Source organism: Candidatus Nitrospira bockiana, assembly GCF_965152565.1.
The window spans coordinates 228,723-242,771 of sequence record NZ_OZ224215.1 but is presented as its reverse complement, the minus strand read 5'-3'; the positions used below and the strand labels follow the sequence as shown (position 1 = coordinate 242,771).

Here is a 14,049-nt window from a genome sequence, read left to right as displayed (position 1 = left end):
TCCACATAGTTAGGAGGATCAAGCAGGTGGACTCGGAGTTGCTTAGCATTCATCCATCACCGTTCCTCTTGTCTTCTTCTCCAACGGAGGTCGATATGCATCTGACCATACTCAAAAGACTCTTCGGCGCGGGTCTGTTGACGCTGGCCGTCTGTGCTTCCGGTCCAGTCTTTGCCGGGCCCGTGATTCTCGGCGGCGATGATCTGACCGATCATGGAAATCGCGTCGGCGGCCTGAACGTTGAGGGATGGTTGTACATTGAAAAGGCCATCGCCAACCTGAACACCAACCAAACCAGGCCGGGGCCGATCACGGTCAATATCGCCGCGCTCGGGTCGGCGGATGAAAGTCCCAATTTCGAAGGCGGCGGCGCCGGAGCAGCCATCGGCTCGGCGGCGCTGAACCTCGGCCTGACGGTCAATTATTACGATGGGGACACCGCCATCAACCAGTTCTTCACCGATCTGGCGGCCGGTACGGTCAACCCCAGCATCTTGTGGATCGCCGGGACCGACGCTCCAAACGACCTGGACTTCGATGAGGGTGTGGCGCTCACCAACAATGCCGCCGCCATCAACGACTTCGTGGCCTCCGGCGGCGGGTTGATGGCCCACGGCTCGGGTGAGACCGCCTACGGCTGGCTCAGCGCGCTGTTGCCCGGCGTCGCCAACGTGGATGGCTGCAACTCATCGGGCGCAACCTTGACCGCCGCCGGTATCGCGGCGTTCCCCGGTCTCAGCAATTCCGACATCGATGCCAATGCCGGTCCCTGTCACAGCAACTTCACCGGCAACCTGGGCGGGCTTTCCGTCCTGGCGCTCGATGGCGACGGCTTGAACATGATTATCGGGACCGGCAGGGGCGGCCTGATTCAATGCGGCCTGCCTGGTCAGCCCCCCTGTCCTCCGCCACCCGGTGGCAACGTGCCGGAGCCTGCGACCGTCCTCTTGTTGGGCTCCGGTCTGGCCGGTGTGGCAGCCTGGCGTTTGCGCAAGCGCGGATAAGCAGGCGGCCTTCCTCTCACACGGCGCCCCTCCCCGGTCAAACCGGGGAGGGGCGCTGCGATCGTTACGCCCCTCACAGCCCACGCGTGCCTGCCCCTGGCCTCGCCGGACATGACTGCTTCTCGGCTCCTCTTTGTGAGCCGGCTCCGTCGCCGGGGCAGTCGGCCGGACACGGCATCGCGGATTTGGTTGCGAGCCTACTTGGGTGGAAATCGGGTGATCGTGACCGGGGCCTCCGACAGGCGGGGCCCGTCGGGGGTGTAGCGAGCCAGCGTGTGTTTGAGCCAGTTGGCGTCGTCTCTCGCGGGAAAATCCGAGCGATAGTGGGCGCCACGGCTTTCCTGACGGGCCAGCGCGCCCGCGACGATGGTTTCAGCGACATCGAGCAAAGAGTCCAGCTCGAGGGCTTGGATGAGATCCGAGTTGAAGACCCGACCGTGATCCTGGAGCAGCACCCGCTTGGCCCTGACCTTGAGCTCCTGAACCTTCTCCAGTGCGGCGGTCATCGAGGCCTTCGTGCGAAAAATCCCGAGGTTCTGGCTCAACGTCTTGCCCAGCTCCTCCCGTAGCTGCCACGCCCGTTCCGGGCCGGCATTGCCCAATAACCTCTTGATCCGCGCTTCGTCGCGCTCCAGGCTCGCGCACGACGGCACGCACGGAGACACGCCGGAGGCATACTCGCCCGCCCGCATGCCGGCGCGACGGCCGAACACGATCGTTTCGAGCAGGGAATTGCCGCCCAATCGATTCGCCCCGTGCACGCTCACGCAGGCCACCTCCCCGGCCGCATAGAGACCGGGAATCTCGGTCTCGCCCCATTGGTTTGTCCGCACCCCGCCCATCTGATAGTGGGCGCCGGGCCGAACCGGGATCGGGCTTTCAATCGGATCCACGCCGGCAAACTCGATCGCCAGCTCACGGATCTGCGGCAGCCGCTCGAGGATCCGTTGCCGCCCGAGATGCCGAAGATCGAGCAGCACGCAGCCGTCCACCCCGCGCCCCTCGAGGATCTCCTTGCCGATGGCGAGCGACACCGTGGAACGCGTGGCCAGCTCCATCTGCTCGGGCGCATAGTCCTTCATGAAGCGCTCGCCGAGCGTGTTCAGCAGATAGCCGCCTTCGCCGCGCGCCCCTTCGGTGATCAGAATGCCGGTGTCCTTGAGCGTCGTGGGGTGGAACTGGACGAATTCCATGTCCTCGAGCGGGGCCCCCGCTCGGTACGCCAACGCCATGCCGTCCCCGGTGTTGATGACCGCGTTCGTGCTCGTGAGGAACACCCGGCCGCTCCCCCCCGTCGCGAGCAGGACGGCTTTGGCCGGAAGGACGTGCACGCCGCCGTGAAGCAGATCCCAGGCGACCACTCCGCGACAGACGCCGTCCTCGACGATCAAGGAGGTCGCGTACCATTCTTCGTACACTGCGATCCCGCGCTTCATGAGCTGTTCGTACATGGCATGCAGGATCGCATGGCCGGTGCGGTCGGCCGCGTAGCAGGTTCGTGGAAAGCCGGCGCCGCCGAAGGGACGTTGCGCGATCCGGCCGTGCTCGTCTCGGCTGAAGATCACGCCCATTCGCTCCAGATCGAGGATGTCCCCGGGGGCCTCCCGGCACATGGCCTCGATCGCATCCTGATCGCCCAGATACAGCCCGCCTTTGGCGGTATCGAGGGCGTGCGCTTCCCACGAATCGTTCTCCCCCAAGGCCGCGTTGATGCCGCCTTGGGCGGCGACGGAATGGCTGCGAACCGGATGAACCTTCGAGAGGACCGCGATGTCCAGGGACGGAGGGGCCGCGAGCGCCGCTCGCATACCGGCGAGCCCGGCGCCGACGATGAGCAGATCGTGCAATTTCATGCAGCAAGAGCCATGGCGATCTCGCAACTGGACCGTGTGGTGAGCGCATCATCGCGCATCGCGGCCCAGCCTCGCAAGGGCCTTGCTTCACCTCGGCCGGGCAGGCACAATGGGAACGATCGCTGGACCGCACGCTACAGGAGACGGCATGAACCCACACGAGATCCTGAGCCCCTCGGACACGTTCGTCGGCCGCCATGTGGGGCCGACCGACGCCGACATTCAAGAGATGCTGGCGACGCTCGGATTCCACTCGCTGGACGCCCTCATCGACGCCACCGTTCCCGAGGACATCCGACTCCGCCGCCCGCTGAATCTCGGCCCTCATCGCGGCGAGCACGACGTGCTCGCACAACTCCGGGCGCTGCACGACCGGAACAAGATCTTTCGCTCCTTCATCGGCATGGGCTACTACGACTGCCCGACCCCGCCGGTCATCCAACGCAACATCCTCGAGAATCCCGGGTGGTATACCCAGTACACCCCCTACCAGCCGGAAATTTCGCAGGGCCGGCTGGAAGCGCTGCTCAACTTTCAGACCATGGTCGCCGATCTCACCGGCCTCCCTCTCGCCAACGCCTCCCTTCTCGATGAAGCGACGGCCGCCGCGGAGGCGATGGCGATGGCGCACCGGATCGCCAATCGAGAGGCCTCCGCCGAGCGGAACGGATTTTTTGTCGCCGACAATTGTCACCCGCAAACCATCGCCGTGTTGGAGACACGCGCCAAGCCACTCGGCATCACCCTCCTCTTCGGCCGGCCGGACAGTGCGGACTTCGGCGGCCAGAACTTGTTCGGTCTCCTGCTGCAGTACCCCGCCACCGATGGCCGCATCGAAGATTACCGGACGGTCATCGACCGGGCGCATGAAGCGGGGGCGCTCGCCGTGGTCGCCACCGACCTCCTGGCCCTGACGCTGCTCCGCCCTCCGGGCGAGGTGGGCGCCGACATCGCGGTGGGGTCGAGCCAACGTTTCGGCGTCCCGCTGGGTTTCGGCGGGCCTCACGCGGCCTTCATGTCCACCAAACAGGAGTACGTGCGCCAACTCCCGGGGCGCCTCGTCGGGCTGTCCAAGGATGCGGCCGGCCGGCCGGCCTACCGTCTGACGCTCCAGACGCGCGAGCAACACATCCGGCGCGAGAAGGCGACCAGCAACATTTGTACGGCGCAGGTGCTGCTCGCCGTCATGGCCAGCATGTATGCCGTCTATCACGGGCCGGAGGGACTGAGACGAATCGCCGAGCGCATCCACGCCCTGGCCGTCCTCTTGGGCGAGGGCCTGCGCCGGATCGGACACACGCTCGGGTCGGAAACGTTCTTCGACACCATCCATGTCTGGCCCGGGGCGCAGACCGCCAATCAATCCACGGATCGGATCCTTGCCCGGGCGAACGAGCGCCGGATGAACTTACGGCGGTTCGACGACGGCTCGATCGGCATCGCGCTCGATGAGCTCACGACGGCCGCCGAGGTCCAGGCGCTCTGGGAGGTCTTCGCCGGAGGGCAGCCGGTCCCGTTCACCGTCGAGCGCTTGGCGGAGCAGGTCACCCTGGACTTTCCCGCCGATTTCAGGCGGAGCAGCCGATACCTGACCCACGAGGTGTTCAACCGATATCACTCGGAGCACGAGATGCTCCGCTACCTCCACCGGCTGCAGGCCCGCGACCTGTCGCTCGTCCATTCGATGATCCCACTCGGGTCCTGCACGATGAAGCTGAACGCCACGGTCGAGATGATCCCCGTCACCTGGAAGGGCTTCAGCCGCATTCATCCGTTTGCACCCGACGAGCAAACCATGGGCTATCAGGATCTGTGCTCGCAGCTCGAGGGGTGGCTCCAGGAGATCACGGGATTCGCCGCGGTGTCCCTGCAGCCCAACGCCGGCTCGCAAGGGGAGTACGCGGGGCTGATGGTCATTCGCGCGTACCACGAATCCCGCGGGCAAGCGCAGCGGAACATCTGCTTGATCCCGACCTCCGCACACGGCACGAATCCGGCCAGTGCGGTCATCGCCGGCCTCACGGTGATCCCGGTGGCGTGCGACGACCACGGCAACATCGACCTCACGGATCTGGAGGCGAAGGCCCGGACGCACCGCGAGCGGCTGGCGGCCTTGATGATCACCTACCCCTCGACCCACGGCGTGTTCGAGGAAGGGGTGCGGCGGATCTGCGACCTCGTCCACGCCAGCGGCGGCCAAGTCTACATGGACGGCGCGAACATGAACGCGCAAGTGGGCCTCTGTCGGCCGGGCGACATCGGGGCCGACGTGTGTCACCTCAATCTGCACAAGACCTTCTGCATCCCGCACGGTGGAGGCGGACCGGGCATGGGTCCCATCGGGGTCGCCCCACACCTCGCGCCGTTCCTGCCCGGTCATCCGGTGACGAAGCTCGGCGGCAAGCATTCGATCGGCCCGATTTCCGCCGCGCCTTATGGGAGCGCCAGCATCCTGGCGATCCCGTGGGTCTATATCGCCTTGATGGGCGGCGACGGCCTCACCAAAGCGACCAAGGTCGCCATCCTCAACGCCAATTACATGGCCAAGCGGCTGGAGAAGCACTATCCCGTGCTCTACACCGGCAAGCACGGGACCGTCGCCCACGAGTTCATTGTGGACATCCGCCCCTTCAAAGAGAGCGCCGGGATCGAGGCCAATGACATCGCCAAGCGTCTCATGGACTTCGGCTATCATGCGCCGACCATGTCGTTTCCCGTCGCCGGCACGCTGATGATCGAGCCCACCGAGAGCGAATCGAAAGCGGAGTTGGACCGATTCTGCGACGCCATGATCGCGATCCGTGAGGAGATTCAGGACATCGTGGATGGGCGGCTGCCGAGGGAGGACAACCCGTTGAAGAACGCTCCCCACACCGCCCACGAAGTGACGGCGACCGAGTGGCTGCATCCATACACTCGCGAGCGCGCGGCGTTTCCGGCGCCGTACGTCCGAGCCACGAAGTTTTGGCCGGCCGTCGCCCGCATCGACAACGCGTACGGCGACCGGAACCTCGTGTGCGCCTGTCCTCCGGTCGACGACTATGGGAAGTAGCCGGGTCGCCGTGAGACCCGCTTCGAGATGTTCTCACCGCCGGCCAGGCCTCTCTTTCAATACCAGATCGCCATGGTCAGCCCTTTCGCATCACGGGGCGGGTCCGAGGGGATGCAGTACGCCTGGCCACGGAGGATCTGCAAGGCCGTCCACGCCAGCACCGAGGCATCGAGCAGGTCATCCGGTTGGAGGCGCCGTCCGGTGAAGGCTCGACGCATCTGCATCAGCTCTTCAAGGCTGCCTGGTCCTTGTACGTCGCGTGCGTGCGCCAGCGCAACGAGCCGTTCGAGAGTACCCGGCCGTCGACGCTTGGCGTGGGCGAGCGGGCGTCCGGCCAGTGCCTGGAACGCCAACTCCGGATGTCCCTCGTAGACCCGCCCCTGGAGCGCCGCTGTCATCACCGCGTCGACTTCTTGGATCTTTCGAAACAGCCCAAAGGCTTGGCAACTGACTCCATCTCGGCGGACGTCTTCATAGCATGCAGCCGCGAGCTGGCGCCTGAGGGGCGGCGTGAACACGGAGTTGCGCCTCGGCCCCAGGAGGCGCCGTGCCGCTCGGTCGCATAGGCGTCCGCCCGCCTCGGGACTTTCCAAGAGGCCGATCGGGATATCGACGACGATGACCGCCGGCGTCTGTGGAAGCGCCAAGACCTCCTCGAAGTGGGCACACATCACTGTCTGAAGCCGCACCCGGGTCGAGGCGTCCGCCAGCGCCACCACCCAGCCGTCCCGACATCCGTCAACGCCCGCCACCCACACCCGACGCCTCTTGGATCGTCACCCGGAACGCAGTATAGTCTGACAGAGTTGGACGAGACCACGCGCCCGGCGACGACCACCGCGATGAAAACATGACGCAGCCACGTCCCTCATTAGCGGGATGCATCCATCATCTCTTCGCGATGGCGCTCCTCCTACTCGGCGTCATCGCCCCGACCGGGGGCTGGGGGGCCATGAGAACGAACGATTCCTCCGATGTGCTCGGCACGATGGAGCTCGAACCGGGCTTGCACTACCGCGGCGGCACCCAGCTCCTCGCCAAGGAGTCGGGCGTGACCTTCAGGCTCCCGCCGTCTTGGTACGGCCTGATGCCGCCCGGTTCGCGGACGCTTTACTTGGAGTCGCCACAGCAGCCGGGGATTGGTTTGATCGCGCTGCTGCACGGCGTCAGCCCCGAGGACATGGAAGAGCACCTGAACGAGCCGCAGGTGATCGACGAGGGGTACGTCCTGCATCCGGTGGGATCGGCCAAGCGATCGGAGGCCCGCGTGACCGCGCGATATCACAGCGGAGAGAACACCGGGGTGGCCTTGGCGCTCTTCGGGCCCGACGACAAGGGGATCTTGTTCTTGTTCACCGGGCCGAAGCCGGAGCTGGCGGCCTACGAAGGGCTCCTCGATGAGCTGGCCGCCTCGACTCACTTCCTGTCTTCCGGCTCCGAGGACCGAGACAAAGAAGCCAAGACATGACCCGGCGGGACTTTCTCGTTCGGACAGGCCTGGGCTTGGCCTCTGGCCTCCTTGCAGCACACACCCCCCGGGCCGGCGCCACAGCATCCCCCGCAGACCCCGGTCGCCTGGACTCCTGGGGTGCGGTCCGCAGCGCATTTCCGCTCTCCCCCACGCTGATCCACATGGCCTGTTTCTTCCTGGCGTCACATCCCGCTTCCGTTCGAGCGGCCATCGACCGCCATCGACGAGGGCTGGATGAGAATCCGATCGGCTACTGGCTCGACCACAGCGAACACCTCGAAGCCGAGGTGCTGACCGCGGCCGGAGACTACCTGGGCGTGGATCCACGTGATATCGCGCTGACCGACAGTACCACGATGGGATTGGGCCTGCTCTACGGGGGACTGACCCTGCGCGCCGGGCAGGACCTCCTCAGCACCGTGCACGATCACTACTCGACCGAGACCTCGCTTCGGCTCCGGGCGCAGCGGACGGGCACGCGCTTTCGGCGCATTGCGCTGTATCGCGACCTGATGGCGGTGACCCGAGAAGAGATCGTGGACACGCTGCTGAACGCGGTGCGGCCCGAAACCCGTGTGGTGGCGCTGACCTGGGTCCACTCCAGCACCGGGCTGAAGCTTCCCATTCGGGACATCGCCGACGCCCTCGCAAGGGAGAATGCCAAGCGGGCCGAGGCCGACCGTATCGTGTTGTGCGTGGACGGCGTCCACGGGCTCGGCGTCGAAGACGTGCGCTTGCCGGACCTCGGATGCGACTTTTTCGTGGCCGGCACGCACAAATGGCTCTTTGGACCGAGAGGAACCGGGCTGGTCTGGGGACGCCCCGAGGCCTGGCCGGTCGCCAACCCCATCATCCCCACCTTCAACGAGACGGCCTACCGGATCTGGATGGAAGACCTTCCTCCGCAGCCCGTGCCGATCGGTGCGATCATGACACCGGGCGGGTTTCATTCGTTCGAGCACCGCTGGGCCCTGTCGGAAGCCTTTCGCTTCCATCTCGCGATCGGAAAGACGCGCGTGACCGAGCGGATTCACGCGTTGAACGAGCAGCTCAAGGAAGGATTGCAGCGGCTACCCGGCGTCACCTTGCGGACGCCACGCAGCCGCACGCTCTCGGCGGGCATTACTTGCTTCGAACTTGCGGGATGGAAGCCGGAAGACGCGGTCGAAGCCCTGCGCCGGCAGGGTATCATGGCGAGCGTCACGCCCTACGCGACACGCTATATCCGGCTGGCCCCGAGTCTGGTCACCTCACCCGAGGAAGTCGACCGGTGTCTCGCCGCCGTCCGCGAGTTAGAGAAACGGCCCTCAATGAGCGGGTGAACCTGACGGACGGAGAAGATTCCGATCACGGCCGGAAGGTCAGGCCGAGCTGTTGCACCTCCGCATACGGGAGCAGCCATACCAGGGACTCGTCGTGCAGATCGACCACCTGGATCCGGTTGCCCCAGGGGTCTCGAAAGTCGCACCGGAATCCCTCCTCGACCGCGAGCCCATATTTCTGCGTGACCTTCTCCCGCACCTCCCGGACTTGGACGTCGTCGCGGACCATGATCCCGAAGTGCTTCATGCGATCCGGCTGCAACACGTCCACTTCGAAGATCGCCAAGAACTGATGCTCGCCGAGCTTGCACCAGGCTGCCCCTTCGCCGCCCCGCAGCATCTCCAGACCGAACACGTCCTGGTAGAACGCGACCGCCTCCTCGACGTCGTCGACCTCGATGGCGACGTGGTTGCACCCGTAAACCTGGACGGCCATCGCTCCCTCCTCTCATGCGCCGGTGGGACTCCATCTTACCAGGAGACCCAAGCCCAGGTGGATGGCCCGAACCGGTCGCCGGGCTGGGCCGGCCTTTCCAACCGGGGCTTGTAACGTTTGCCTCGTATCGGCGACGATAGGACATGACTCGGACCCTGTGGCTCGCGATGGTGACAACCGTCGGGCTCTGGACCGCCGCCCTCTCCGCCGCTGATTCCGTCCCCAGCCGGCCGCTGGAGAAGGCCACCTTCGCGGGCGGATGTTTTTGGTGCGTCGAGGAAGCGTTCGACAAGGTCACCGGCGTGGTCGCCACCACGTCCGGCTACACGGGCGGCAGTCGGCCTCGTCCCACGTATGAGGACGTGTCGGCAGGTGGAACGGGCCATGCGGAAGCGGTGGAAGTCCTGTTCGACCCGGCTCAGGTCAGCTATGCGCACCTGCTCGACGTGTTCTGGCGGAATATCGATCCGACGACCCCCGATCGGCAATTTTGTGACCGGGGAAACCAATACCGATCCGCGATCTTCTACCACAACGAGGAACAGCGGCGTTTAGCGGAGGCTTCGAAGCAGGTCCTCGAACAGCGCAAGCCCTTCAAGGATCCCATCGTCACCCAGATCGTCCCCGCGTCGGCCTTCTTTGCGGCCGAGGACTACCATCAGGACTTCTACAAAAAAAATCCGTTTCGCTACAAGTTCTACAAGTTCAATTGCGGCCGAGCGCAGCGGCTCGAAGAGCTCTGGGGCAAGACGGGCCCGCAGGGTTGACCGATCAGCGGCGCCGGCGAGGGCCGCCGGTGTGGGTCCGAATGACCGCCCACACGGGCCTGATGATCGGTAGCTCGGCGACGAGCGCCAAGCGGGTGATCGGGGTGACTCGCCGCCGCTCACGGAAGGTCTTCAGCAAGGTCAGCGTGACCAGCAGCCGCAGGACCCCCGAGGCGAGAAACACGACGGGCAGGTTCGAAACCAGCGCGACCGTCCGCCCGAAGAAGAGCAACTCGGACGGCGCCACGGTCGCAAGCCAGCCCCCCAACGTGGCCCCCACGGCCGCGCCGCCCGCGTTCACCGCGTGATAGACGGCGATACCCCTCGGCCGATCGGCCGGCTGCACGACATCGAAGACGTAGTTGCCGAGGCTCAACGAAAACCCCGGCCAGATCATGCCGGAGACGAAGTTGATCGCCACCAGCGCAAGCCAGTGGGAGCTGAAGAGGTACAGGGCCGGAAGTATCGGGATCAACAGACCGGTCACGGCCAGAACCTTGGTATTGCCGAAGGAGTCCGCGATCCGCCCCCATTCCTGCAGACTGATCAACTGCCCGACGATCGGAGCGGCCAGCCACAGGCCGTATTGCAGATAGGTCAAGTGCAGATCTTTCAGCAGGTACACGACGAAGAAGGGGCCGGCGATCATCACGGCCAGATGGAAGCTTCCCGAGAACAGCAGGAACCGCCGGAACATCGCGCTGCGGCGGGACTTGAGGAATTCAACGACCCCTCGCTCATGCTCCCGGACCGGCGGTGGGGAGGACTCGGGCAGCCGCGCGAGGTAGCGTGCGGAAACGCCGCGCGCGATCGCCGCGGCCAGGAAAATCAGCCCGAACCCCATGGCCGGATGGGTCCAGGTTTCCGACGTATGCAGCAGCAGCGCGGACAGGCCCAACGCGGCGAAGCTGCTGAGCGCGATCACTTTCGCCCGGCGCGCAAAATACATTCCCCGGCCGTCGGCATTCACCAACTCGGAGATGAGACTGTTCCAGGCCGGCACGGTCAAATGACCCATGGAAAAGTAGATCATCGCCGTCGCCAAGAGCAGCCACGGCCCAAAGGAAGGAAACAGGAGGGGGAGGAAGAAGAGCGGGGCCCACGCCACCGCTTGGGCCGCCGCACCCACCACGATCAAGGGCTTGCGGGCGTGGATGCGGTCGAGTACCTTAACCGACAGCAGTTGGGACCAGGTGCCGATGATGGGAGGGAGAGCTGACAGGAGTCCGATCTGAAACGGGGTCGCGTGCAGCAGCAGTGCGAACGCCGAGAGATAACTTTCCCCTCCGCCCTGCATGACGGCCGAGCACGCGCCTTCGTGGACCTGATCGCGTAGTGCCTGGGCCTTGGGCTCGGCCTCCTCACGATTGGATGTCGGCATCTTGCCCTCATGGTCATCAGTGAAGACGGAATGAGTGAGTCGGATACTATCTTACACGATTCCATGGATTTCAAAAATCTAGTGTGACTACCTTGCACATTGTACGTATTCTGTTTTTGCTGGCCGGGAAGCCGTCTCGATCCCTGCCGGGCGCCCTGGTCCTGCCCCTTGTCGCCATGCTCGCCATCTGGCTACCGGCGTCCCCGGGGTGGGCATGGGGGCAGCAGGGTCATCGCATCGTGGGGATCGTGGCTGAGGCGTACGTAACGCCGGACGCTCGCGCGCAGCTCGAGAGCCTCCTCGGCGGGGCGAGCCTTGCGGAGATCTCGAACTGGGCCGACGAGGTTCGACCGGACAGACCCGAAACGGTCCGGTGGCATTACGTCGACATCCCTCGCGAGCGCGAGCGCTATGATGCCGACCGCGATTGTGCGCCGTCGGTCCAAGGGGATTGCGTCGTCGCGGCCATCGCGAGGTTCACCGCCCGACTCCGCACCGACGGCCCGCCGTCCGAGGAGAAGGCCGAGGCGGTGAAGTTCCTCACGCATTTGGTCGCAGATCTGCACCAGCCGCTCCACTGCCTGGCGGACGACCGCGGCGGGACCGACTTGACCGTGACGTTCCTCGGGGACGCGCTCAATCCCTACACGCTCCGGCCGTGGACGCTTCATGCCGTGTGGGACGCCGGGCTGATCGGACGGGCGGCCGTCACCGATGCGCACCTGGCGGCCGAGCTCATCGAGTGGTTGAACCATCAATCGATCCCGGCGCTCGTTGCCGGAGGCCCGGCAACCTGGGCGGGCGAGTCGAAGCGACTGGCCCTCGCTCACGCCTACCGCTTGCGGGCGGATCGGGCGATCGACGCGGAGTATGTGGAGGAGAACTGGACGATCGTGAAGGAGCAACTGGCACGGGCGGGCCTGCGCCTTGCCGACATCCTCAATCAGGCCGTCGGCTCGCGCTGACGGCGGCCGGGGCGCGCCGCACCGACTGCTCGATTTGGCTCACCTCCGGCGATGTGGTAGTAGTAGCGAACCCAGCAGCACCGATGCGAAGGAGAAGGTCACGATGCCTGAAGCGCCCACGCCGTCGGATTTCATTCGTGCCATCGTAGAACACGACCTGAAGAGCGGGAAGCACACCCGCGTGGTGACGCGCTTCCCGCCGGAACCGAACGGCTATCTCCATATCGGGCACGCCAAATCCATCTGTTTGAACTTCGGGATCGCCTTGGAATACGGCGGGGTCTGCCATCTCCGGTTCGACGATACGAATCCGACCAAAGAAAGCATGGAATACGTCCAAGCCATTCAAGAGGACGTCCGGTGGCTGGGGTTCGATTGGGGAGACCGGCTGTTCTACGCCTCGGATTATTTCGAACGGCTCTACGCCTATGCCGTACACCTGATCGAGAAGGGGGAGGCGTACGTCGACAGCTTGACGGCCGACGAGATTCGAGCCTACCGCGGCACGCTGACCGAGCCGGGGAAAGACAGTCCCTACCGCGACCGGTCCATCGAAGAGAACCTCGACCTGTTCCACCGGATGCGGGCGGGGAAGTTTCCCGACGGGGCGCACGTGCTGCGTGCCAAGATCGACATGACCTCGCCGAATATGAACCTCCGCGACCCCACCCTCTATCGAATCCGGCACGTGGCGCATTACCGAACGGGCACCACCTGGTGCCTCTATCCGACCTACGATTACGCCCACCCGATCTCGGACGCGATCGAAGGGATCACGCACTCGATCTGCACGCTGGAATTCGAAGATCATCGCCCGCTGTACGATTGGGTGGTCGAGCACACGGAGGTGCCGTGCCGCCCCATGCAGATCGAATTCGCACGGCTGAATCTGTCGCACGCCGTGATGAGCAAGCGCCGGCTGCTCGAGCTCGTCGAACAGAAGCACGTGTGCGGGTGGGACGATCCCCGGCTGCCGACGCTGAAGGGATTGCGGCGGCGCGGGTACACCCCCGAGGCCATCCGGGCGTTCTGCGGGCAGATCGGCGTGGCGAAGCGGGACGCCGTCGTGGACATGGCGCTGCTGGAGCACATCATCCGAGAAGACCTGAACCGGCACGCCGCGCGCGTCATGGCGGTGCTGAAACCGCTTCGTGTCGTCATCGAGAACTATCCCGAGGACCGAGTCGAGGAGCTGACGGCGATCAACAATCCCGAGGACCCGAACATGGGCGCGCGCACGGTCCCGTTCTCACGTGTCCTCTACATCGAACAGGACGACTTCCGCGAACACCCGCCCAAGAAGTTCTTCCGGCTCTCTCCCGGACAGGAGGTCCGGTTGCGGTATGCGTACATCGTCAAGTGCACGGGCGTCGTCAAGGATCCGCGAACCGGGGAGGTGACCGAGGTGCGCTGCACGTATGACCCGGAGACACGGAGCGGAGCGCCTCAGGCCGCGCGCAAGGTCAAGGGGACCGTGCACTGGGTCTCGGCCGAGCAGGCGCTGCCCGCGGAAGTCCGGCTGTACGAGACGTTGCTCAAGCCGGAAGCCGGTGAGCGGGACGAAGGCGCGGATTGGTTGTCGGACCTCAATCCCACGTCGCTCACGCGGCTGACCTCGTGCCTCGTGGAGCCGAGCCTCGCGCATGCCCTGCCGGGGACTCGCTATCAGTTCGAGCGGCAGGGGTACTTTTGTGTCGATCCCGAGTCGGCTCCCGGGCGCTTGATCTTCAACCGCACCGTGGCGCTCCGCGACTCGTGGGCCAAGATCGAAAAAGGACAGCCGGAGCCGTGACCCACG

Annotated in this window: 11 protein-coding genes; 7 read left to right on the top strand and 4 right to left on the bottom strand. The window is 65.2% G+C overall.

The window, feature by feature from the left end:
- The first annotated feature begins 26 nt into the window (after positions 1-26).
- Positions 27-1,004, top strand: a complete 978-nt coding sequence (locus ACWHYV_RS01270; RefSeq protein ID WP_447978856.1) for a PEP-CTERM sorting domain-containing protein — start codon at positions 27-29, stop codon at positions 1,002-1,004.
- A gap of 197 nt (positions 1,005-1,201) precedes the next feature.
- Here the strand turns inward: ACWHYV_RS01270 and ACWHYV_RS01265 are convergent, their stop codons facing one another.
- The gene (locus tag ACWHYV_RS01265; protein ID WP_447978855.1) at positions 1,202-2,857 is read right to left on the bottom strand and encodes an FAD-binding protein; all 1,656 of its coding nucleotides are present in this window, start codon (positions 2,855-2,857) and stop codon (positions 1,202-1,204) included.
- A gap of 148 nt (positions 2,858-3,005) precedes the next feature.
- Here ACWHYV_RS01265 and gcvP point away from each other — a divergent pair, with 148 nt between their 5' ends.
- Positions 3,006-5,909: an aminomethyl-transferring glycine dehydrogenase gene (gene gcvP, locus ACWHYV_RS01260; RefSeq protein ID WP_447978854.1), complete on the top strand. Its 2,904-nt coding sequence runs from the start codon at positions 3,006-3,008 to the stop codon at positions 5,907-5,909.
- A gap of 56 nt (positions 5,910-5,965) precedes the next feature.
- Here gcvP and ACWHYV_RS01255 read toward each other — a convergent pair whose 3' ends face one another.
- On the bottom strand, positions 5,966-6,661 hold the full coding sequence (locus tag ACWHYV_RS01255; protein ID WP_447978853.1) for a DUF429 domain-containing protein: 696 nt from the start codon (positions 6,659-6,661) through the stop codon (positions 5,966-5,968).
- Positions 6,662-6,759: 98 nt separating this feature from the next.
- On the opposite strand from ACWHYV_RS01255, the gene ACWHYV_RS01250 reads away from it, so the two are divergent.
- Both ACWHYV_RS01250 and ACWHYV_RS01245 read left to right on the top strand, forming a co-directional pair.
- Complete coding sequence (locus ACWHYV_RS01250; RefSeq protein WP_447978852.1) at positions 6,760-7,377, top strand: hypothetical protein; 618 nt, start codon at positions 6,760-6,762, stop codon at positions 7,375-7,377.
- A 164-nt stretch (positions 7,378-7,541) separates the two neighbouring features.
- Positions 7,542-8,702: an aminotransferase class V-fold PLP-dependent enzyme gene (locus ACWHYV_RS01245; protein ID WP_447978851.1), complete on the top strand. Its 1,161-nt coding sequence runs from the start codon at positions 7,542-7,544 to the stop codon at positions 8,700-8,702.
- Between the two features lie 25 nt (positions 8,703-8,727).
- Here ACWHYV_RS01245 and ACWHYV_RS01240 read toward each other — a convergent pair whose 3' ends face one another.
- Positions 8,728-9,138 carry a VOC family protein gene (locus ACWHYV_RS01240; RefSeq protein ID WP_447978850.1) on the bottom strand — a complete coding sequence of 137 codons (411 nt, stop codon included), beginning with the start codon at positions 9,136-9,138 and terminating at the stop codon, positions 8,728-8,730.
- A 143-nt stretch (positions 9,139-9,281) separates the two neighbouring features.
- Here ACWHYV_RS01240 and msrA point away from each other — a divergent pair, with 143 nt between their 5' ends.
- Complete coding sequence (msrA, locus tag ACWHYV_RS01235; RefSeq protein WP_447978849.1) at positions 9,282-9,905, top strand: peptide-methionine (S)-S-oxide reductase MsrA; 624 nt, start codon at positions 9,282-9,284, stop codon at positions 9,903-9,905.
- Positions 9,906-9,909: 4 nt separating this feature from the next.
- Here the strand turns inward: msrA and ACWHYV_RS01230 are convergent, their stop codons facing one another.
- Complete coding sequence (locus ACWHYV_RS01230) at positions 9,910-11,286, bottom strand: MFS transporter (protein ID WP_447978848.1); 1,377 nt, start codon at positions 11,284-11,286, stop codon at positions 9,910-9,912.
- 92 nt (positions 11,287-11,378) lie between these two features.
- Between ACWHYV_RS01230 and ACWHYV_RS01225 the strand changes: the two genes are divergently transcribed.
- A complete protein-coding gene (locus tag ACWHYV_RS01225) occupies positions 11,379-12,251 on the top strand; it encodes a S1/P1 nuclease (protein ID WP_447978847.1) in 873 nt (290 codons plus the stop codon).
- 103 nt (positions 12,252-12,354) lie between these two features.
- Entirely contained in the window at positions 12,355-14,043 is a 1,689-nt protein-coding gene (locus ACWHYV_RS01220) for a glutamine--tRNA ligase/YqeY domain fusion protein (RefSeq protein WP_447978846.1), read from the top strand.
- Positions 14,044-14,049: the final 6 nt, after the last annotated feature.